Below are 20653 nucleotides of genomic sequence, written 5' to 3' on the forward strand. Positions count from 1 at the left end.
TTCTGCAATACCATGAGCAAACAGTATCGCATCACCCTACTGCCCGGCGACGGCATTGGCCCCGAAATTATGAGCGTAACGGTGGCGGTACTGAAGCAAGTGGGTGAGCAACTCGGCATTAAGTTCGAGTTTCAAGAAGCGCTGATGGGCGGCGCAGCGATTGACGCCACAGGTAATCCCCTGCCCGATGAAACGCTGACCGCCTGCAAAAATAGCGATGCTGTTCTACTAGCGGCGATTGGCGGCTACAAATGGGACAACCTACCGCGCCATCAGCGGCCTGAAACCGGATTGCTGGGGTTACGGGCTGGGTTGGGACTGTTTGCCAATCTGCGTCCAGCCAGCATTTTGCCTCAGTTGATTGACGCCTCTTCCCTGAAGCGGGAAGTTGTAGAAGGGGTCGATATTATGGTGGTGCGGGAACTGACGGGCGGTATCTACTTTGGCCAGCCCAAAGGCATTTTTGAAACCGAAACCGGCGAAAAGCGCGGCGTCAACACTATGGTGTATTCCGAAAGCGAAATTGACCGGATCGGGCGGGTAGCCTTCGAGACAGCTCGCAAACGCGGCGGCAAACTGTGTTCCGTAGATAAGGCCAATGTACTGGATGTCTCCCAACTCTGGCGCGACCGCATTACCCAGTTAGCTGCTGAGTATCCCGATGTCGAGCTGTCCCATCTCTATGTAGACAATGCCGCCATGCAGCTCATCCGGGCACCGAAGCAGTTTGACACGATTGTTACCGGCAATCTGTTTGGCGATATTTTGTCTGATGCGGCGGCGATGCTGACCGGCAGTATTGGCATGTTGCCTTCCGCCAGTCTGGGAGCTTCTGGTCCAGGAGTATTTGAACCCGTGCATGGCTCTGCCCCCGACATTGCCGGACAGGACAAGGCGAATCCGTTAGCTCAGGTTTTGAGTGCGGCAATGATGATGCGCTATGGGCTGAACGAACCCGAAGCCGCGACCCGCATGGAGCAAGCCGTTTTGAAGGTCTTGGATGCCGGCTACCGCACAGGCGACATCATGTCTGCTGAAATGAAGCTAGTCGGCTGTCAGGAGATGGGAGACGCGCTGCTGCAAGCGTTAGCCTAGTCTTTCGCACCTAGGGCGCTCCACAGTCCTGACTCACCAGCAAGGGCCGAATGATTGGCTGGCGAATTCGCGATCTCTGCATTCAGAACGAGAGGAATCAGACTAAACATTCCAGCCGTCGCCACCAGAAAAATCAGCATAATCCAACGATCCGGATGCACTTGCGCCTGTGCCAGCATCCGATTTTGCCATTTCATTGCCTTGCGTCCTTAACCGTAAATGAGCCATCCACTCTTTAGTTTATCGAAAAAATGTAGCCTTAGATACAGAAATTAGCCTCAACTTATTGATTCGCAAAAATTGCTGGTTTCAGTCAGCGAGCCTTTTTTGCAGAAACCGCATTTGGTCTATGCAGGTTATCAATCAACCTCAGTGATTTTGTACCAAAGAACACAAAGTGAAGCGAATGGCCTGACTAACCTAATGTCGTAGGCAGGAATTTTACATTCGTCTGGCTTCAGCGATCCGACCTGCTGGAGTCTAATCGAATTCACCACCCTTTCCCAATCTTGAACACTCTTGTCAATAGTTTACGGAATCAAATAGTTACAAATATCCAATACAGCCTTTTTCAGGCTAGTGAAGTACGAAAAACGGGGTGCAGGAGCACTGCTCCTGCATGGGGACTTCGCCCCCCACCCCCCATACCTCACATGGATGAAACACGCTGTAGTTACGGAATTACGATTGTTCCCTTTGCTGATTTGCTGATTGTATCAGTGGTATTCGCTGGTTAGTTACCACACTTACTCATCAGCCCTTGCCGAAGCTATATTTTTTCTCCCGCTCAGATAGCACGCTTGCTCATTACTAAATTTTTGACAGACCTATGCCTAAACTGTGGTCCTTTGATGGACGATACCGAATTCTACATTTGACTTGGTTTGCTTTCTTTCTAACGTTTGTCGTTTGGTTCAACTTTGCCCCACTGGCAACTGCTGCCAAAACCGAGCTTGGCTTGACCGAAGCGCAGTTGAGGACGATTGCGATCTGTAACGTCGCCTTGACAGTGCCAGCCCGGATCATTGTCGGCATGATCTTAGACCGATTTGGGCCACGGATTACCTATTCCTGTTTGTTGATCTATGCAGCCTTTCCCTGCCTCGCCTTTGCCTTAGCCCAAAACTTTGAACAGATGGTATACAGTCGCTTGGCACTCAGCATTGTGGGCTGTGGCTTTGTGGTCGGGATTCGAATGGTGGCGGAATGGTTCCCTGCTAAAGAGATCGGGTTGGCCGAAGGCATCTACGGCGGTTGGGGCAACTTTGGTTCGGCAGCGGCAGCCTTTACGCTACCCACCGTGGCGACAGCAACCGCATTTCTGGCCGCAGGGCAGGTGAACTGGCGCTTGGCAATTGCCCTAACCGGAATTGCTGCTGCTGTGTATGGCGTGATCTACTTCTTTAATGTGTCCGACACCCCGCCCGGAAAGGTTTACCAGCGTCCGCCTAGCAGTGCTGGCATGGAAGTAACGAGCAAGCGCGATTTTTGGTTTTTGCTGCTGATGAATATTCCACTGGTGGGTGCGTTGGGTTTGATCGCTTGGCGGCTAACCAAGGTGAATTTGATTAGCACGAATGCGCTAATTGGAATTGTCATTTTTCTGATTGGTCTCTATCTGTTCCAGTCCTACAACATTTGGAAAGCTAATCAACCTCTAATGACCGGGCGGTTGCGCTACCCAGCAGAAGAACGCTACAAGTTTTCCCAAGTGGCAAATCTAGAACTAGCCTATGTAGCCTGTTTTGGCTCAGAGCTAGCGGTAGTCTCGATGCTGCCCACCTATTTTCAGCGCGGCTTTGGCCTCACGGCGGCGGTGGCTGGAGGAGTAGCTGGCATGTATGCATTTATGAATCTGGTGGCGCGTCCGGGTGGTGGCTTGATTTCTGATAAGATTGGCAGCCGCAAATGGACGCTGGCCGCCACACTAGCCGGAACTGGCATCGGCTATTTGGTCTTCAGCAGCTTGGGCCAAGGCATTGCCCTCGTGGTAGTGGTGCTTGTGACCATGGCCGCTTCCTTTTTTGTCATGGCCGCTGAAGGCGCAACCTTTGCAATTGTGCCTCTAGTCAAGAAGCGCATCACTGGACAGATTGCCGGTAATGTAGGAGCCTACGGCAATGTAGGCGCAGTTGCCTATCTAACGCTGTATAGCCTGCTGCCTCAGGGTGTGGCTGGCGACCGGATTTTCTTTCAGGTGCTGGGCGTCACTGCCATAATTGTGGCCTGTCTAAATGCGTTCACTCTTAAGGAACCTGCTTCTCATGACGCTCATGAGGAGGTGTTGGAACCTGTCGCACTGGGTCAACTCAATGCAGCACCCGTCTACGAGCAATCATCGAATAATTGAATTAGAAGACAGGAGCCAGAAGTCAGAATTTTGCGGTCCCCTGATTTCTGTATGAGCAGGTTTAGCAAAGATCATGCTCTGTTGACAAACATGTCGGCAAACCCCACCCCTATGTCTGCCCCTAGCTCCTGACTCCTGACTCCTGACTCCCGTCGGCTGACGCTCTGGGAAGCCTGACTCCTGACTCCTGACTCCTGACCTTCTTTACCTGATTTTGTGGCACAGCTTCTGAAAACATGTAACAATTCATTGCCTACTATGCTGTAATGCTTAAAATCGTCTAGCGTTAAAGCGTCATGAAGTTTAGCCAATTTTAATTGGGGGATTCATGGTTCAAACCTCAAAGCCGGAGAGCCGGTTGCCGAATGCGGCTGAGTCCGTCAGCCTCTCGGCCTTGCTTGACCCGGCGCTTTTGCAAGCTGCGCGTTCCATCTACCGAACCTACTACGAAGTGCATCCAGACGAAATTCAGCGGCCCATTGGGGTAGCGCTGGATCGGTTTAGCCTGCGGGGCAAGCTAATCTTTGGAGCCAAGCCAATTCTGCTGCCTAGAGAATGCTTTGTGCCGCTGAATCAGATCGAGTCGGGAATTCGCTAAGGAGGAAACGACACGAAATAACTCAACCTACTTAGTTGATTGAGTTCATTGCAGGGCTACCTGATGAGGCTAGATTTTGTGAGGCTAAATTCGTGACGCACATAGATCCCTCTCCTCAAGCGCCGAGCACAACACCAGTCACCGACCCAGTCACCTACACAGACATTGCAGCAGCAGCTCAGCGCTTGGCTGGGCAGGCTCACCTCACACCCGTACTTACCTCTCGCACCGTCAATCAGCGCACCCAAAATCAGGTGTTCTTCAAGTGCGAAAACTTTCAGCGTACCGGCTCTTTTAAATTTCGAGGAGCCTACAACGCCCTAGCCCAACTTTCATCGGAACAGCGGCAGCGGGGCGTTTTAACCTATTCGTCTGGCAATCATGCCCAAGCGGTAGCGTTGGCCGGGACGTTGCTTGGCATCTCTACTACCATCATCATGCCGGAAGATGCTCCAGCCGTAAAACAAGCTGCAACTCTTGGCTATGGAGCAGAAGTGGTGCTCTATGACCGTTCGGAGGTGTCGCGTGAAGCCTTAGCCCGTCAGCTCGCAGCCGAACGAGGCGGAGTAGTATTGCCTCCTTTCGATCACCCCCATGTGGTGGCAGGGCAAGGAACTGCAGGAAAGGAATTATTTGAGCAGGTGGGTGAACTCGATCTGCTGCTAGTGTGCTGTGGCGGCGGTGGTTTGCTATCGGGATGCGCTATCTCGGCTGCAGCCCTGGCTCCTAACTGTCGGGTGGTTGGCGTTGAGCCAGAAAACGGCGATGATGTCACCCGCTCGTTCTACAGCAAAACGATCCAAACAGTTCACAACCCCGACACCATTGCTGACGGTGCCCGCACGCCTGCACCGGGCCAGGTGACGTTTCCACTAATTTTGCAGTACGTGCATGAGATGCTAACCGTTCCAGATGAGGCGCTACTGCGCACCATGTTTTTCCTCTGGGAACGGCTCAAAATTGTAGTGGAACCCACTGGCGCACTTGCCGCCACCACCCTGCTGGAAGGCATGGTTGATCAAACCAATGCTCGTATCGGCGTGATCATCAGCGGCGGCAATGTGGATCTAAAGCAGATCGCGAAATATTTATAGACTTCAGGTATAGGCTTCAGGGCCAATCCCCGAGTATTCCGAACATTATCCAAATATTATCCGAACAACTGATCGGCGCGGCAACGGATAGCCGATAGGTTAATTACTAGACCGCTCTTGAGGCGGCGTTCGATCAGACTAACGGGCATAGCACGAGGAGGCAGCACTGTCACTTGGTAGCAAAGCTCCGTGCCGGTGTCATCGGCTAGGGATTGTAAGATCCACCTACCGCTAAAGGCTTTGAAGTCACCTTCCACCATCTGAAAATCAAGCTGGTGGGGAAATTGTTCCACCATATCGAGCACCACACGGGCGCAAAATTTGAACCGTAGCAAAGCCTGAGTGCCAATCTGCTCGATCCGAATCCCGCCTTGAGGATGATCGATGCGGCGACTTTTGGCCAGATTGGGAATAAAGTCAGCTAGATGGTCATAATCAGTGAGAATCTGCCAAATTTGCTCCATCGAGTAGGGGAGGCAAATCCGCGCCGAAATCTGGCGCTCGCGCCCCTCCGCTCGGTCAGTCGTTACCTCTACATCCGACGACGACAGGTTTTCCTGCCAATCTGCTTCCACGGCTTCTTCTTGAGCCAGCAGGTTCAACTCCTCATTCATATTCATCGAGCCGGTCACTTCGGTCATGTGGCTTTTGCTTCTAGCTTAGTTCCTAGGCAGACGATTAGATGCGAATAAAATGCGCTTCGCCAAATCATATCAGACTCTACCCCTTCAGGCACTGGCATGAATACAACCATCCTTGGCCTGCGGCAGGGTAATTGTAAATGAGGTTTCCCAAATGGCGCTATGGTCTAACGGACGACTGGCAGCGGTAATCGTGCCCTCCATATGCTCTACCAGGCTTTTGACCAGGGCCAATCCTAATCCAGTGCCGGGAACCGCCTGTTGGGTCATGCCCTGACCGCGACGGAATTTGTCGAAAATGTGGGGCAATTCATCGGGCGGAATGCCAACTCCAATATTGCGGACCACCATCGTTACTTGTCGAGCCGTGATATCGCCTTCGTAGGTGAGTCTCAAGTGAATCGTACTGCCAGGTTCTGAGTATTTTTTGGCATTAGTGAGCAATTCCATCAAGATGCGATGCAGGTTGTCGCCATCGCTGTAGAAGATCAGCGGTCGGGGCGGTAAATCCAAATCTAGCTTCAGATCCTTGTCTTGCCAAGTGGATCCCATTGCCTCGGTTAGGGTCAGAATCAACTGACGCAGATCCAGCTTCTGGGCTTGGACGCTGGTGGGAACAGAATCCAGCTTCCGCAGAGCCAACAGATCGTTAATCAAGTGAGTTTCCTGAACGCACTGCTGCTCTAAGATATCGAGGTACTTCTGCCGACGGGCATCATCCAATTTGGCTTGACGCAACATCCGGATTGCTAAAGTCATGCTAGTTAAGGGCGTCAGCAGCTCGTGACTAATGGTGCTGAGAAATTCTTCTCGTTCCGCGTTCAGTTTCCGCAGTTGCTCCACCTGCTGTCGAGATTTTTCATAGAGTTTGGCCTGCACCTCTAGGCTACGCTGAAGTTGCGCCGTCCGCTCTTGCACCACAGCCTGTACCTGCTGAAAGCTGCGGGTTTGAAGGATTGCCGTACTGAGTTGCGCCGCGATCAAACGCACAAAATCAACCGTATCAATTGACCAGTCTTGGTGAGTTTCGTGTTGCAGCACCAAACAGCCTAAAATCGTGTTCTGGCTTTCTAGCGGCAACATCAGCAGCGTGGGCAGTGCGTTTAACCGGAACAGGGAAGCTGCTTGCTGGGCTAAGCCAGATCGTTCACCCGGCTGTTCGTTAAACAGAACTTGCGGCTGCCCAGTCAAAATAGCTTGGCAGAGGCTACAATCAGAGGCCCAGAAAGTGACAAGTTGCTCGGGATCGGAGTTGGCTGTCTCAAAATCTCTTTTATCAGAGCTACTGTCGCTTGAACTGCTGTCAATCGCGCAAAAATTTTCTGATAGCCAGGATTCTATAACCACACTCGCCTTTGTCCTGGCGACACTACCAACAGTGCTGTGGCGATAACGGGGATCGGCATACTTAAACAGAATCAGCAGTCCTCGACTGACTTGTAGCGTCTGCACCAAACCATGTACAGCCAACCGATAGACCTGCTCAAGACCCCGATTGTGGCGCATTGTTCGCACCATCTGGTCAATCAGCGCTTGGCGTTGTTGATGCTGTTGGAGTTGCTGTTGAAGCTGTGCAATCGATGGGCCACGTCCTTGCATTCCCTCTCGCTCCATTCGAGGGTCAATCTGAGGTTCATAATGCTGGGGAATAGGAGAATGAAAGGCCATATCTAACTCAGGAAAATTAGATAAACAGTTAGAGTGGACTGTTACTGATTTCAAGAATTCCCCTCGATGGCGACTGAACAGAGCTACAAATCTGCATCTTCACAAAACCTTGCTGAACACAAAACCTTGCTGAACGCTGCCAGCTATTTGCTATTCGCTTTGGGCTTTGGAACTTGGATGCTAGACCTTGAATTTCGGACATTGTTCTGGGCTTGTTTGCCTGAGCCTGACTAACCCCAAACGTGGCTAGTTCTCATTTCAACTCGAGCTTTTTCACTCAACGGCCCCCGATACACCTAATCACAGAGTTGAAGAATAGTGAAGGTCAACTCAGTCAGCAGGCTTGCCCCAATCGCTCACACCACTAAAGCGATGAACCTTGAAAACGTCAGGTATTTCAGTCGGGCGAGATGAAAAATCCAGAGTTCATGTGTATCATTAGTCAGTTTTCCGATTAATCTTTGATCAGACCCTAACTTAGTTGATTCACGGTTGATTCACTAAGTTCACCCCATAGCTTCCCAGTCATTTCACTGAAAAAGTTGGACTTGAAAGCGTGATTACCCCTGATGGATTTGAATCAATACCTCAAGATTACCTGCTTCCTCAGCAGAGGTTATCCGTGATTTCCCTACGTTTGGCTTCACCTTTTTGCCATCTTTGTAATGTCATGGGTGGTATTACGAGGGCAAGGAGGAATGGAAATGGGGGAGAACTTCTTCGTCATCTCTAACTTCCTCACCTTCCCCATCTGCCTCCCCTTTCCTACCTGCTCCATCTGATCCACTTCCTGTCGCTGCTAAACGCTATGACTTCAATTGCTGTTTCTTTGTCATCTCCCCAAACGATTGGCACAGTGAAAGGGCCGGGTGAGGATGGCAATCAATATTTGTTCATCACGGCAGATAACCGTCAGGTCAAAATCGGTGAGTTTGTTTACTATGAAGTGACTTTGATGGATGCGGATCGGCTCCAAACTAGAACGCTGCAAATTCTAGGCAAAATTTCTGCCCGCTGCCTGATCGATCATTTGCCCGATCGGATTTTTGCCGATACTGAAATTAGTCCAGAGGCAATTGCGGCTCTAGTTGGGTTTGTCCATCCCAATCCAGAGCTTTACGAAGTGACAGTGGATGTGATCGGCTATTTCGATGCCAGGATTGGGTTTGTCAATCCGCGTATCACACCCGATCCGGGCGCAAAAGTCTACCTAGCCAGCGACGACAGCCTCAAACGAGTGCTGAGCAAAAAACAGCCAGCGGATGTGGGATCGGCCCATGTTGGTTCACTATTGCTGCGGGATCTGGGCGCAGTGCCGGTGGCGCTGGACGTGAAGGAATTGGTCAGTACCCATATGGCAATCCTGGCTGGCACAGGTTCGGGGAAATCTTATACGGCAGGGGTGCTGGTGGAAGAACTGCTGTTGCCTTATAACCGCGCTGCCGTTTTGATCTTTGATCCTCACGGAGAATACGGGACCTTAGCCGAAATGCGAGGCCACCCGGCGTTCCAGACGGCAGATGGATATGCGCCCAAAGTCCAGATTCTGAAGCCGGAAGATATCCATATCCGAATTTCGTCACTGGATTACTACGATGTGCTGACCCTACTGCCCGAGATGAGCGACCGGCAACAGTCGATTCTTAACAAAGCCTTTGGGATTTTGAAGCGGCACAAACTCGGCACCTATCGCTGGGGTGTGGCGGATTTGATCGCAGCAGTTTACGAGGCGGACCGGACGCAGGACGAAGAAGGCAATGAAAAGATCGGCTCCTCGGCTCCGGCAATCGAATGGAAGCTAGAAAAATTGGCGCGGTCGCCCTACTTTCATACGATGAACCATCTGGCACCCAAAGATCTGTTTGAGCCGGGACAGGTGACAGTACTGCAAATGAATGAGATCAGCCAGGAAGAGCAGCAGGTGATTTGCGCCACGGTATTGCGACAGGCAAATCAGGCTCGGATGAATACCCAGAAGGAGTTGATCGCCCCTGATGATGAAAATTACCTGCCCTACCCGGTTTTTATCTTGATCGAAGAAGCTCACCGCTTCGCCCCTGCCCATGAGCCATCTCGCTGTAAGATGATTTTGCGCACGATTTTGAGTGAGGGCCGTAAGTTTGGCCTCGGCGTCGGGCTGATTACGCAGCGTCCAGGCAAGCTGGACTCGGATGTGCTGTCCCAGTGCATGAGTCAGTTTATTATGCGAATTGTCAATCCGGTGGATCAGGACAGTCTCAAATATGGCGTGGAAGCAGCGGGACGAGATTTGCTCAAGGAATTGCCCGCCCTAACCAAAGGGCAGGTGATTATCGCTGGAGCTTGTGTCAATACACCCGTGCTGTGCCAGGTTCGCAAACGTCTGACCGAGCATGGCGGTGAAACCCTCAACGCCCCTGAACTTTGGCAGAATTACTTTCGAGCGCATCAGGTGGAGGCTCGCCGTATCGAACAGGCTCCTGTGGTCAGCCGCACCCGACCAGCTACCTTTCGCGGCATTAGCATCGAGTGATGGTCAGCGAATCAGGTTCAGCCACCCTTTAGCAAACCTCTGAGCTAAAATCAGGGCATTCTGCACGGTTTTGTTATGAATAATCCACTGCGACGCTTGAGGCAGTTGCCTTGGGTTCCCCTATTTTTAATTGCTTTGCTGACCTTATTTTGGGCCTCAGTCCTAGAATTGCTGCTAGTGGTCAGCTCAAGGTATGTACCATTAATTAATGCTGCGCTGCGAATGCTCTTCTCGCCGCCGTTAAACATCATTATGCAACTGGCGATTGCGATTGGCTTAGGCGCATTAGCCGTTGTATTTTTAGAAATTATCTATCCTCAGCTTGTAATCGACTCAGGCATTTTGTGGGCACTGGTGCTCTGCCTGTTTTTGATTTTGCTAGCGAGGAGTATTTTGCCGATTCCAACCGAGCTGCTAGAACCGTCCTATACGATGCTGATTGGCAACCTAGTAGGTATTTTTTTGAAGGGGAAACCCTACTGGCGCAGATTTTAATGGGTTACAAATGCATACAAACGTGTTGCGGGTGTATTGCAGATGTATTGCAGGATATTGCAGAAATGGGCATGACACGCAGTCTTCAATCTTACTTGCTTGCCGATTCAAATTCACCAATCCGGGAAACAAAGATTGCCGAGGTTAATGCATATCCACCCAAGAAGAGAAATCCAGCTAGAGCGACTAACATTGTGAGCCTCCTAAATAAATATTAAGAACAAGGCTTATATATCTAAAATATGCCTCTTGTGATGAATCTACATCCCCCAATCGGGGAATTCCGGATTTGCTTGAGGATCAGGAGAAAGGTATAGTTGCCCAGCGGGATAGGGTTTGGTTGCTTATGGCAGCTCAGGGTGTGTCCTAGGCCAACTAACAGTGCCGAAGAGATTCGCGTATCCTAAATAAAGTCCTAAATCTAAAATGCTCCATTGAGTGAGTTAAGAGCGTATGAACACGCTATTGGGTAAAACCTTGCAGGGCGGTAAATATACTCTGGATCAGCTACTGGGCCAGGGCGGTTTTGGGGTCACGTTTCGAGCCACGCACCATTATTTGGGCCAACCTGTGGTCATCAAAACGCTGAATCTGGTGAACCAGAACCATCCCCAGTTCAGCAAGATGGAGCAGCAGTTTCACGACGAAGCACGCCGATTAGCTCTTTGTGTCCATCCCAATATTGTCCGAGTGAATGACTTTTTCATCGAAGATGATGTGCCCTATCTGGTGATGGACTATATCCCTGGTCAGACTCTGGAGCAAATTGTTTTCCCTAATCATCCTTTGCCAGAAGAGATTGCGGTTCACTACATCCGTCAGATTGGCGCAGCTCTGGAAGTAGTGCACCAAAATGGCCTGCTGCATCGGGATGTGAAACCCCAAAACATCATTTTGCGGCAGGGCACTCAGGAAGTGATTTTGATTGACTTTGGCATTGCCCGCGAATTTACCGATGGCAAAACCCAGACCCATACCAGCCTAATTTCAGAAGGCTATGCGCCGATTGAGCAGTATGTGATGCAGGAAAGGCGCACTCCTGCAACGGATGTGTATGGCTTAGCTGCCACCCTCTATGCTTTACTGACTGCCCAGGTGCCCATCGCCTCGATTCTCCGCGACCGGCGACCAATGCCTGCCCCTCGTGACTTGCAGCCCCAGTTGAGTGCTGCCGTGAACCAGGCTGTAATGCGCGGCATGGCGGTTGAAGCTCGCTACCGTCCCAGCACGGTGTCGAATTGGCTGGCACTGTTGCCGGAGGCATCTCCTGACCTACCGCCAATTGCCTCACCCAATTCAGGTCGCCGCTCTAGCACATCCACAGCAGCAACTGTAGCCGTTAGTCCCCGCTATAGCTCTGGTCCGTTTCGGCGTCAGCCTCGTTCCCTACCCCAGCCTGTGATTCCGCCTCCACAGGTCAATCCAGCGAAAGCAAATCGCTCTAAGAATAAGAACCGCGTCAAAAATTCCCATTCTAATTCGGATCAGGCAGATTATATTGTATTGCCGGCTCCTGATCCTAGCGCTCCAACCGCACCCCCTCCCGGACACAAACCTTGGCGGGGTGGTTTAGTTTTTGGGCTGCTGACGATTGCGGCAGTGGCGGGCATCGCTGTTTATGCTGTGCTTTCACCCACGGAAGGTTCCCAGCCCGACCAAGAAGAATTGGCGCCCGCTCCGGAGACCATTGACAATATCCCTAGATCAAGAGATAGAGATCGAAACGAGCCAGAATTTCCTCTAAACTCACCCAGCCCATTAGAGACGCTCGAGCCGAGTCCCGAAGCCATTGAGTCATCTCCCGAAGCAGTTGAGGCTGAACCCTCTCCGCCAGCTGAGGAAACAGATTCGACTTCAGAAGATTCAACCGATTCAGCCGAGCCAACTGAATCAACCGAGCCAATTGATGCACCACCTCCCGCTGTAGCACCACCGCCTAGACAGGGCAACCGCAACCGCCCAAATCAGACGCCCGAAGAAAAGAAGCAGGACAAACAACGTCTCCTGCCCAATAATCTACGCCGAGAATTAGAAGAACGGGGACGCCGCTAATTTTCTGGTGGCAAGCAGCTGCCTTGCTCATGTGGAAGAATTCCGGGGCGACATAGAAACGCATTCATAGCAGGTAGATAACCTACCACCAGAAATTAAGCGAGGCTCCTGTCAGATTGATGACGTTTAATGATGGAGTCCGTCCTAATTCAATTCATTGCTGGGAGAACTCCTACGTTACAGTCATCCTAAAACCTGGCGGCTTGAACCTATAGTCTCGTGGCCTGATCCTGTTCAATTCCCGTAGCTGTAGGAGCAATGCCCATTGGCGAAACAATGTCGCGGAACAAGGTAATTTGCTGATTAAACTCAAGCCCCTTAATCTGAGTCAATAAATTATTAGCCTCACCGCTCAGTTGGTAGTCAGCCGGCATCGGAATGATAGTGCCGTTGTCCATGCCTTGGGCCAGCAGGTACCAGAATAGAAGCTTTGTTGTGTCGCTGAGAGCACCATATTCGCGGGTAAGTTGGGTATTTTTGTGAGTAATCAAATCCCGCTGAAGCTGCAACTGCTCCTCATGGGACAACTCTTTCACCTGATTGAACAAACCCTCGGCAATCTCAGGGGAAACGGTGCTAGCTGCCGGAGCCGCAGGCGTGACAGAGCTACCCATTTCTTTGTAGATGAAGTAGAACAAAGCTAGCTGTTGATCTACATCTAGATTCTGAAATGCTTGCACCAGCTCAGTATGAGAATTTGATGCGGTGTAGGTCATTGTTATCCTCCAAATTCACTGACCGTCACTGTAACAAGGGATGCATCTTGACTGTGACCTACTAAAGAGAGAGACTGGGACCTGACTCCAGAGAGAAGTTAAAAGATGGAGAACTCTAGTCTACTCATCTTCACTTTTTTCCTTCGGCATCAAATCATCCCGCAGATCTTCCGGTGCTTGCTCCACCATTTCAGGCGCAACAGCAGGATTCTCAACAATTTCTCGCGGATCGCCACTGTATCCACCCCGGTATACTAACTCTCGTGGATCGATCAGTCGATTGTTCTTAATCTCTGAATCTTGGGCCTCTGAACTAGATGGTTGAGGATTTGTCACCTGGTCGTGATTAGCATCATTCATACGTTGTACTCGCTTAATTTACAAACCAATTCACTATTAGCTTGCTGTCAGCTTAAGGATTTTCTGTTTTTAAGAGAACTACCTTAAGGCGTGTTTTCCAGCCAGCGACTTGGCTCAACCAAGCACTTCCCTACCAGACTCGATATCATAGCTAATGGACTCCGCATTCCAACTCTGCCAGCACCAATGAACCCCACCCACTCTGCTCGATCCACCGCTACCCCACCCGATGCTACCCGATTGGCTCCAGAACTGTTAGCTCCCGCCGGGCACTGGGATTGCGCCAAAGCAGCAGTCGAGAACGGAGCCGATGCAATTTACTTCGGGTTAGACCGCTTCAATGCCCGCATGCGTGCCCATAACTTCACCGAGGCAGATTTACCGGAACTGATGGCGTTTCTACATCGGCGTGGCGTCAAAGGTTACGTAACGTTGAATACGTTGGTATTTCCGCAGGAGCTAGTTGAGGCAGAGCACTATTTACGCACGATTATCGCTAGCGGTGTGGATGCCATCATCGTGCAGGATGTGGGAATTTGTCGGCTGATTCGCCATCTGTCGCCTGATTTTCCTATTCATGCCTCTACCCAGATGACCATTACCAGTGCTGCAGGCGTTGAGTTCGCCCAAGCATTAGGCTGTCAGCTCGTAGTGCTGGCGCGAGAGTGCTCCCTTAAGGAAATCAATAAAATTCAGCAGCAATTAGCCAATGCCGAAATATCACTACCGCTAGAAGTTTTCGTGCATGGAGCACTTTGTGTTGCCTACTCTGGACAATGTTTGACCAGCGAAGCCCTAGGCGGACGTTCAGCCAATCGAGGTGAATGTGCTCAAGCATGCCGCATGACTTATCAGTTGATAGCAGACGGGCAGCCGGTTCCTTTAGGCGATCGGCAATACTTGTTGAGTCCCCAGGATTTAGCGGGGCTAGAAGTGCTACCAGAATTGGTTCAAGCAGGCGTAAGTTGCCTCAAAATTGAAGGCCGATTGAAAACACCTGAATATGTTGCAAACGTCACCCAAGTTTATCGTCAGGCGATTGATCGGGTAATGGCATCATTTCAATCTGATCAGGCCAGCCGTGAATCGAATCACTATCAGGCTACACCGGAGGAACACTATCGATTAGAAATGGCATTTTCTCGTGGTTTATATACCGGCTGGCTTGATGGTATCAATAATCAAGCCCTCGTACATGCTCGATTTGGCAAAAAGCGCGGCGTATATTTGGGTGAAGTAAAACAGGTTGGCAAAGACTATGTTAGTGTACAGCTCCAGGCTCCTGCAAAACCGGGCGATGGCGTCGTGTTCGATCACGGTAATCCGCAAGCCAACGAACAGGGCGGACGCATTTATGCGATAGAACAACGGGGCAGAGAAACCCAGCTCAGCTTTGGCCGTCGGGACGTCGATCTGAGACGGATTCGAGTTGGCGATAAACTCTGGAAAACTAGCGATCCTGAGCTGGATCGGCAACTGCGGCAGAGCTTCAGCAATGACACTCCCCAATTTCAACGACCGCTCAATCTAGAGGTCTATGGCGAAAGCGGCCAACCTCTTATCCTAGTCGCACGCGATTCACAAGGTCATCGGGTGCAGGTAGAATCGACGATGCCCCTGGCTACCGCTCATACCCAGCCCCTCAGTCGTGAACGCTTACAGGAACAGTTGGGGAGATTAGGCAACACAGGCTTTTATCTACAGTCTTTGGTCTCCTATTTGCACGGCGATCTAATGCTGCCAATTAGCGAATTAAATCGCCTACGGCGGGAAGTAGTGGCCCAACTTGACGCGCTCCGTGCTCAACCAAAACGCTGGCAACTCAATCCAGAAGCGACCTTGGCTGCCTTACTGGCAAACATTGATCCGGATACTACCCAGGCTGCAACGAAAACTAACCCCGCCACTCCAGAGCTGATCGTTCTGGTACGTAATTTGGAACAGTTGAAAGCCGCAATCGAGGCGGGAATTTCTACCCTATATTGTGAGCTAGAAGACCCGCGCCGCTATCGCCAAGCAGTACAGATGGTTGCTGATAATCCTGCTAGCATGCTCTATGTTGCTCCACCGCGAATCACTAAGCCGGGCGAAAACTGGATTCTGGAACAGGTGCGCGCTTCGCAGGCCAAGGGCTATCTTGTTCGCAATTATGACCAACTCAAATTCTTTGCTCACGAGCGCTGCGTTGGCGATTTTTCCCTCAATGTGGCTAATCCCCTCACAGCGGACTACTTCAAGCAATTTGGCCTAGAGCGATTGACGGCCTCCTATGATTTGAACAATCAGCAGCTTGAAGATTTGCTACATACCTGCCCGCCCCACTGGTTTGAAATTACGATTCACCAGCACATGCCGATGTTTCACATGGAGCATTGCGTATTTTGTGCTTTCCTCTCCAAAGGAACCGACTACACTAATTGCGGGCGTCCCTGCGAGCAGCATGCGGTGAAACTCCGCGATCGTATGGGAACCGAGCACATTCTGCAAGCTGATGTTGGCTGTCGCAACACGGTATTTAATGGCGTAGCCCAAACGGGAGCCGAGTATGTGCAGCGGTTGATTGAGCTTGGCGGGCGCTATTTCCGCATCGAGTTTGTCAATGAGACCCCCGAACAGGTGCAGCAAACTATCACCTACTATCAAAAGCTACTGCGCAGTGACATCAAAGGCACGCAGCTTTGGCGCGAATTAAAACTACAGAGTCAACTCGGCGTCACGCGAGGCACGCTGGGGTAGAGCGCAAATATAGACTGGCATCCCGCATCTATCAGCCCTACGCCCAATTCAGGTTTCTAGATAGGCATTCCCAGATTAAAGTTATTCAACCCAATTAAACGATCAAGGCAGTGTGGGCAAAATGCCCACTGCAAGCGTCTCTCTTGCACTACAAATCGTTCAAATCATGAGATTGATATCAAATCCGACTAAACGCCCTAAATTTAAATGCCGCGTTATACGGGCGTTTCGCCGAAACGCCTCTACGCGAACTCTGGCTAATCAACCGGATTTGATATGACTGACTCATTTGCAGACGACTTACAGACTACTTACAAACTGAATTTCAGAAATCAAAAGCTCAGCAGTGAGCAGAAATTCTGGATCTTCATTTCTTCTTTGATTTAGTCATTGGAATTAGGAGCCGGGAGAAGTTTACTCTCGGCCTAAGACTCAAACCTATTTGACTTCTTTCTAAACCCGACAAAATTAGTCGGATATGTTTGACTCAGTTAATCATCTGTGTTAGTATCAATCGTCAATTGGATAAAAATCCTTCAAATCCTCATCCAGATTGAGATTTATCTATCAATACTGTTGATCCCACTGTTGAGAAGCTGAACCCAAAGGAATAACCCATGACCCAGGCAATCGCTCCCACCTGTTCCCAAACCGCCGCCACCTTTACTGGCCTGAAGTGTAAAGAATGCGGTGCAGAATACGAAGCCAAAGCTATACATGTCTGCGAGTTGTGCTTTGGTCCTCTAGAAGTGGTTTATGACTACGATGCGCTGCGGCGAACAGTGACTCGTGAGAGCATTCAGAGCGGACCCAACTCGATCTGGCGTTATCGTCCGTTTCTGCCCGTGGCAACCGATACTCCGATTGATGTGGGAACCGGAATGACACCGTTGCTGCAAGCCAATCGTTTGGCGCGTCGCCTGGGTTTAAAGCGGCTGTACATCAAGAATGATGCGGTCAACATGCCTACCCTTAGCTTTAAGGACCGAGTTGTGTCGGTAGCCTTGACTCGCGCCAGAGAATTGGGCTTCTCAACCGTTTCTTGTGCCAGCACCGGCAACTTGGCAAACTCAACTGCCGCAATTGCTTCCCACGCTGGACTCGACTGCTGTGTTTTCATTCCATCTGACCTAGAGGCCGGTAAAGTGCTGGGTACTCTGATTTATGGCCCGACGGTGATGGCCGTGCAGGGCAATTACGATCAAGTCAACCGCCTCTGCTCAGAAGTGGCCAATACGCATGGCTGGGGCTTCGTCAACATCAACCTACGTCCCTACTACTCAGAAGGTTCCAAGACACTGGGCTACGAAGTGGCCGAACAGTTGGGCTGGGAATTGCCCGACCATGTGGTAGCTCCGTTGGCGTCTGGTTCACTCTTCACCAAGATCTACAAAGGCTTCCAAGAGTTCATTAAAGTAGGGTTGGTGGAGGACAAGGCTGTCCGGTTTAGTGGTGCTCAGGCAGAAGGCTGCTCGCCGATTGCTCAGGCGTTCCGGGAAGGCCGTGACTTTATCGCTCCTGTTAAGCCAAATACGATTGCTAAATCGATTGCAATTGGCAACCCGGCGGATGGCGTTTATGCCGTAGACATTGCTCGCAAAACCAACGGCAACATCGAATCGGTCACCGATCAAGAAATCGTTGAGGGCATTAAGTTGCTGGCAGAAACCGAAGGCATCTTCACCGAAACTGCTGGTGGTACCACGATTGCTGTTCTCAAAAAATTGGTGGAAGCAGGCAAAATCAATGCTGACGAAACCACCGTGGTTTATATCACGGGCAATGGCCTGAAAACGCAAGAAGCGGTGCAGGGCTACATTGGTGAACCGCTGACGATCGAACCCAAACTCGATAGCTTTGAGCGTGCCCTAGAGCGCGCTCAAACCCTTGATCGGTTGGAATGGCAGCAAGTCTTGGTCTAGATAAAGTTTTGAGTTTTGAGTTCTAGTTTTTTAGTTGGCATGGTTGATTTGTGTGCACGCTCTGTGTTGCAACATCCAGCTAACAAGGCTCAAAACTCAAACTGACTACCCGTTCCAGAATCCTCAACTCAAAACTCAAACCTATCCCAAAGCTATGTCTGTGAAAGTTCTGATTCCGACTCCCCTCCAAAAGTTCACCCGCGATCAGGCTACGATCGAATGCGAAGGTAAGACGATCTCTGAGCTGCTGGATTCTCTAGAACAAGATTTTCCGGGGATCAAAGCTCGACTTTGCGATGAGCAGGGTAATCTGCGCCGCTTTATCAATTTCTATGTCAACAGTGAAGACATCCGGTTCCTTGACGGAGCTAATACAGCTCTCAACACTGGAGATGAGGTTAGTATTGTGCCAGCCGTAGCCGGAGGTTGAGTCCTGACTTCTGCAATTAATGCTGCAATTAATGCTGCAGCTTTATATTCGCGATTGGAAAAAGCAATTCGATTCGTCGGTTAGAGCACCCAACAAGGGGCGGCAACCGATTACTATAAACATAATCGGAATTAGCATGATGTGCGATTCCGGAACGCGATAGCCGCTCTGTAAGATTTCGATCTAAACCATGTCAGACGAAACAACTCCCAACGCTCCTGAAACTGAAGCTTCTGCCCCTGCACCTAATCCAGAAGCCAAACCAGATGCTGCTGAGGCTTCAGCTCAGAAACCGGCACGGGCACCCAAAGCCGATGCTGGGGAGAAACCAGCAAAGCCGCCCAAAAAGGAAAAGCCACCTGCTCTGGAAGACAAACCGTTTCCAGAGTTTATTGAGCAGCATTTCCTGCCGGGACTAAAACAAACCTTGGCTAAAGTCGGAATCTCTGACCTAGACCTTAAGTTTGAAAAGCGTAAATTGCCCATTGCAGCTCTGGGTGACGATGAATGTTGGCAGGTGATTGGTCACTGGCAGGGAGGACAGCGCCAGTTCAACATCATCTTCTCCAAAGAAGATATTCAGGCTCCTAAGTTTTTCACTTGTGCAGACAATGGCGCTCAACCTACTTTGATCGAGTCCTTTATGATTGATGAGCGCAAAGTGAACTTAGATTTGCTGTTGCTCTATACGGTGCAGCGCTTGAACGGACAGAAATGGCTGGTGATGAATTAATTCGACCAGCGGTAGGGCTGTCATAAAGTCACAAACCTAAAATTTAAGATTTAAGCCCCAGGGCGGTAGCTTTCGCTGCTAACCAACTTGGGGCTTGTTTGCTATGAAGTTTGGCTTGAGAGCCTATCTGAAACAGGACTTACGTAACGTGAGTTCGGGATAAGGAAGGGTGGAACAGATACAGTTGAAAGTACCTAATTCTCAACGCATCTGACCACCCTATGCTTAGTTTAGAAGCCCTTTTTTGCCATGTCGATGATTTTTGCCGATGGTTTGAACCGCGCTGGCAGCAGCACTTATTGGGCGAAGGACTACAGCGTCGTTCCCGCTCCCGCAGCCGCAGCTTAAGCGAGATGATGACAATCTTGATTGCCTTCCATCAGTCGGCCTATCGCAACTTCAAGTGGTTTTATACCCAGTTCGTCTGTCGTTACTGGCGCAAAGCCTTTCCTCGATTAGTCAGTTACCAACGCTTCGTGGAGTGGATGCCATCGACCCTCATTCCCCTGTGCGCCTACTTGCGCCACTGCTTCGGACGCTGTACGGGCATCAGCTTTATGGATTCGACCAGTATCAAGGTTTGCCATAACCGCCGCATCGCCTCTCACAAGGTATTCAAGCCTCTAGCTGCTAGAGGCAAAACGTCGGTGGACTGGTTCTTCGGCTTTAAGCTGCATCTGGTGATGAACGAGCAAGGAGAGTTGCTCAACGCGATCCTCACCCCTGGCAATGTCGATGACCGTCAGCCAGTTCCCCAATTGCTGCAACAGCTTTTCGGCAAAGTGTTTGGCGACCGGGGCTATGTCTCCCAGAAACTCGCCCTGCAACTGTGGCACGATTGGGGAATTCAACTGATTACCAAGCTCAAACGGAATATGAAGAACCGCTTGATGCCATTGGCAGATAAGCTGCTCCTACGGCGACGAGCCATTATTGAATCGGTGATTGACCAGTTGAAGAACATTTCTCAGATTGAGCATTCTCGTCATCGTTCACCCGTCAACTGCTTGGTCAATCTGGTCTGTGGATTAATTGCCTACTGCCATCAGCCCAAGAAACCATCCCTCATCCCTGATACCTTTTTGCCTGAGCCTATTTAACCCGAACTCACGTTACGTATTTGCCCCCTAAATCCCCCAATTTTGGGGGACTTCCAATCTGATTCTCTCCAAATTTGGGGACTAGGGGGACAGAAATTGCTGAGCTGCGTAAGTCCTGGGAAAACCCCAAAGGGGTTTTGAAATTCAAAAA

General features: G+C 50.5%; 17 protein-coding genes. 12 read left to right on the forward strand and 5 right to left on the reverse strand.

The genetic code is table 11. From position 1 onward, the window contains the following. Nucleotides 1–12: 12 nt before the first annotated feature. Complete coding sequence (gene leuB, locus HJG54_RS16255; protein WP_316429972.1) at nt 13–1095, forward strand: 3-isopropylmalate dehydrogenase; 1083 nt, start codon at nt 13–15, stop codon at nt 1093–1095. Here leuB and HJG54_RS16260 read toward each other — a convergent pair. Next, nucleotides 1092–1292, reverse strand: a complete 201-nt coding sequence (locus HJG54_RS16260; protein ID WP_316429973.1) for a hypothetical protein — start codon at nt 1290–1292, stop codon at nt 1092–1094. The genes leuB and HJG54_RS16260 overlap by 4 nt on opposite strands. A gap of 632 nt (nt 1293–1924) precedes the next feature. On the opposite strand from HJG54_RS16260, the gene HJG54_RS16265 reads away from it, so the two are divergent. From HJG54_RS16265 to HJG54_RS16275, 3 genes are all read left to right on the forward strand, one after another. Further along, nucleotides 1925–3445 carry a NarK family nitrate/nitrite MFS transporter gene (locus tag HJG54_RS16265; RefSeq protein ID WP_316429975.1) on the forward strand — a complete coding sequence of 507 codons (1521 nt, stop codon included), beginning with the start codon at nt 1925–1927 and terminating at the stop codon, nt 3443–3445. Nucleotides 3446–3773: 328 nt separating this feature from the next. Beyond that, nucleotides 3774–4043 carry a hypothetical protein gene (locus tag HJG54_RS16270; protein ID WP_316429977.1) on the forward strand — a complete coding sequence of 90 codons (270 nt, stop codon included), beginning with the start codon at nt 3774–3776 and terminating at the stop codon, nt 4041–4043. A 92-nt stretch (nt 4044–4135) separates the two neighbouring features. Next, nucleotides 4136–5137: a threo-3-hydroxy-L-aspartate ammonia-lyase gene (locus HJG54_RS16275; RefSeq protein ID WP_316429979.1), complete on the forward strand. Its 1002-nt coding sequence runs from the start codon at nt 4136–4138 to the stop codon at nt 5135–5137. 56 nt (nt 5138–5193) lie between these two features. Here the strand turns inward: HJG54_RS16275 and HJG54_RS16280 are convergent, their stop codons facing one another. Continuing rightward, nucleotides 5194–5778: an SRPBCC family protein gene (locus HJG54_RS16280; RefSeq protein WP_316429981.1), complete on the reverse strand. Its 585-nt coding sequence runs from the start codon at nt 5776–5778 to the stop codon at nt 5194–5196. 87 nt (nt 5779–5865) lie between these two features. Beyond that, nucleotides 5866–7446: a GAF domain-containing sensor histidine kinase gene (locus HJG54_RS16285; RefSeq protein WP_316429982.1), complete on the reverse strand. Its 1581-nt coding sequence runs from the start codon at nt 7444–7446 to the stop codon at nt 5866–5868. A gap of 808 nt (nt 7447–8254) precedes the next feature. Between HJG54_RS16285 and HJG54_RS16290 the strand changes: the two genes are divergently transcribed. The 3 genes from HJG54_RS16290 to HJG54_RS16300 all read left to right on the forward strand — a co-directional run bounded on the left by HJG54_RS16290 (nt 8255) and on the right by HJG54_RS16300 (nt 12505). Further along, complete coding sequence (locus HJG54_RS16290; protein ID WP_316429983.1) at nt 8255–9958, forward strand: ATP-binding protein; 1704 nt, start codon at nt 8255–8257, stop codon at nt 9956–9958. 75 nt (nt 9959–10033) lie between these two features. Beyond that, nucleotides 10034–10453, forward strand: a complete 420-nt coding sequence (locus HJG54_RS16295; RefSeq protein WP_316429984.1) for a hypothetical protein — start codon at nt 10034–10036, stop codon at nt 10451–10453. 453 nt (nt 10454–10906) lie between these two features. Continuing rightward, nucleotides 10907–12505 (forward strand): serine/threonine protein kinase, encoded by a 1599-nt coding sequence (locus tag HJG54_RS16300; protein WP_316429986.1) that lies wholly within the window; start codon nt 10907–10909, stop codon nt 12503–12505. A 209-nt stretch (nt 12506–12714) separates the two neighbouring features. Here the strand turns inward: HJG54_RS16300 and HJG54_RS16305 are convergent, their stop codons facing one another. Beyond that, a complete protein-coding gene (locus tag HJG54_RS16305) occupies nt 12715–13221 on the reverse strand; it encodes an orange carotenoid protein N-terminal domain-containing protein (RefSeq protein WP_316429988.1) in 507 nt (168 codons plus the stop codon). Nucleotides 13222–13341: 120 nt separating this feature from the next. Then, the gene (locus tag HJG54_RS16310) at nt 13342–13581 is read right to left on the reverse strand and encodes a hypothetical protein (protein WP_316429990.1); all 240 of its coding nucleotides are present in this window, start codon (nt 13579–13581) and stop codon (nt 13342–13344) included. Between the two features lie 186 nt (nt 13582–13767). Here HJG54_RS16310 and HJG54_RS16315 point away from each other — a divergent pair, with 186 nt between their 5' ends. The 5 genes from HJG54_RS16315 to HJG54_RS16335 all read left to right on the forward strand — a co-directional run bounded on the left by HJG54_RS16315 (nt 13768) and on the right by HJG54_RS16335 (nt 20502). Beyond that, nucleotides 13768–16317: a U32 family peptidase gene (locus tag HJG54_RS16315; RefSeq protein ID WP_316429991.1), complete on the forward strand. Its 2550-nt coding sequence runs from the start codon at nt 13768–13770 to the stop codon at nt 16315–16317. Between the two features lie 617 nt (nt 16318–16934). Next, complete coding sequence (gene thrC / locus HJG54_RS16320; protein WP_316429992.1) at nt 16935–18239, forward strand: threonine synthase; 1305 nt, start codon at nt 16935–16937, stop codon at nt 18237–18239. A 154-nt stretch (nt 18240–18393) separates the two neighbouring features. Continuing rightward, a complete protein-coding gene (locus HJG54_RS16325) occupies nt 18394–18669 on the forward strand; it encodes a MoaD/ThiS family protein (RefSeq protein WP_036006382.1) in 276 nt (91 codons plus the stop codon). A 190-nt stretch (nt 18670–18859) separates the two neighbouring features. Further along, on the forward strand, nt 18860–19402 hold the full coding sequence (locus tag HJG54_RS16330; RefSeq protein ID WP_316429995.1) for a DUF2996 domain-containing protein: 543 nt from the start codon (nt 18860–18862) through the stop codon (nt 19400–19402). A 221-nt stretch (nt 19403–19623) separates the two neighbouring features. After that, nucleotides 19624–20502: an IS982 family transposase gene (locus HJG54_RS16335; protein WP_316429998.1), complete on the forward strand. Its 879-nt coding sequence runs from the start codon at nt 19624–19626 to the stop codon at nt 20500–20502. Nucleotides 20503–20653 lie beyond the last annotated feature (151 nt).

It is taken from the genome of Leptolyngbya sp. NK1-12, from assembly GCF_032598965.1.
Classification (GTDB): domain Bacteria; phylum Cyanobacteriota; class Cyanobacteriia; order Elainellales; family Elainellaceae; genus Elainella.

Coding starts and splice junctions, on each gene's coding strand:
- HJG54_RS16305 (WP_316429988.1), bottom strand. CDS start 13,221: ATGACCTACACCGCATCAAATTCTCATACTGAGCTGGTGCAAGCATTT.
- HJG54_RS16295 (WP_316429984.1), top strand. CDS start 10,034: ATGAATAATCCACTGCGACGCTTGAGGCAGTTGCCTTGGGTTCCCCTA.
- thrC (WP_316429992.1), top strand. CDS start 16,935: ATGACCCAGGCAATCGCTCCCACCTGTTCCCAAACCGCCGCCACCTTT.
- HJG54_RS16280 (WP_316429981.1), bottom strand. CDS start 5,778: ATGACCGAAGTGACCGGCTCGATGAATATGAATGAGGAGTTGAACCTG.
- HJG54_RS16300 (WP_316429986.1), top strand. CDS start 10,907: ATGAACACGCTATTGGGTAAAACCTTGCAGGGCGGTAAATATACTCTG.
- HJG54_RS16325 (WP_036006382.1), top strand. CDS start 18,394: ATGTCTGTGAAAGTTCTGATTCCGACTCCCCTCCAAAAGTTCACCCGC.
- HJG54_RS16330 (WP_316429995.1), top strand. CDS start 18,860: ATGTCAGACGAAACAACTCCCAACGCTCCTGAAACTGAAGCTTCTGCC.
- HJG54_RS16260 (WP_316429973.1), bottom strand. CDS start 1,292: ATGAAATGGCAAAATCGGATGCTGGCACAGGCGCAAGTGCATCCGGAT.
- HJG54_RS16335 (WP_316429998.1), top strand. CDS start 19,624: ATGCTTAGTTTAGAAGCCCTTTTTTGCCATGTCGATGATTTTTGCCGA.
- HJG54_RS16315 (WP_316429991.1), top strand. CDS start 13,768: ATGAACCCCACCCACTCTGCTCGATCCACCGCTACCCCACCCGATGCT.
- HJG54_RS16265 (WP_316429975.1), top strand. CDS start 1,925: ATGCCTAAACTGTGGTCCTTTGATGGACGATACCGAATTCTACATTTG.
- HJG54_RS16310 (WP_316429990.1), bottom strand. CDS start 13,581: ATGAATGATGCTAATCACGACCAGGTGACAAATCCTCAACCATCTAGT.
- leuB (WP_316429972.1), top strand. CDS start 13: ATGAGCAAACAGTATCGCATCACCCTACTGCCCGGCGACGGCATTGGC.
- HJG54_RS16285 (WP_316429982.1), bottom strand. CDS start 7,446: ATGGCCTTTCATTCTCCTATTCCCCAGCATTATGAACCTCAGATTGAC.
- HJG54_RS16270 (WP_316429977.1), top strand. CDS start 3,774: ATGGTTCAAACCTCAAAGCCGGAGAGCCGGTTGCCGAATGCGGCTGAG.
- HJG54_RS16290 (WP_316429983.1), top strand. CDS start 8,255: ATGACTTCAATTGCTGTTTCTTTGTCATCTCCCCAAACGATTGGCACA.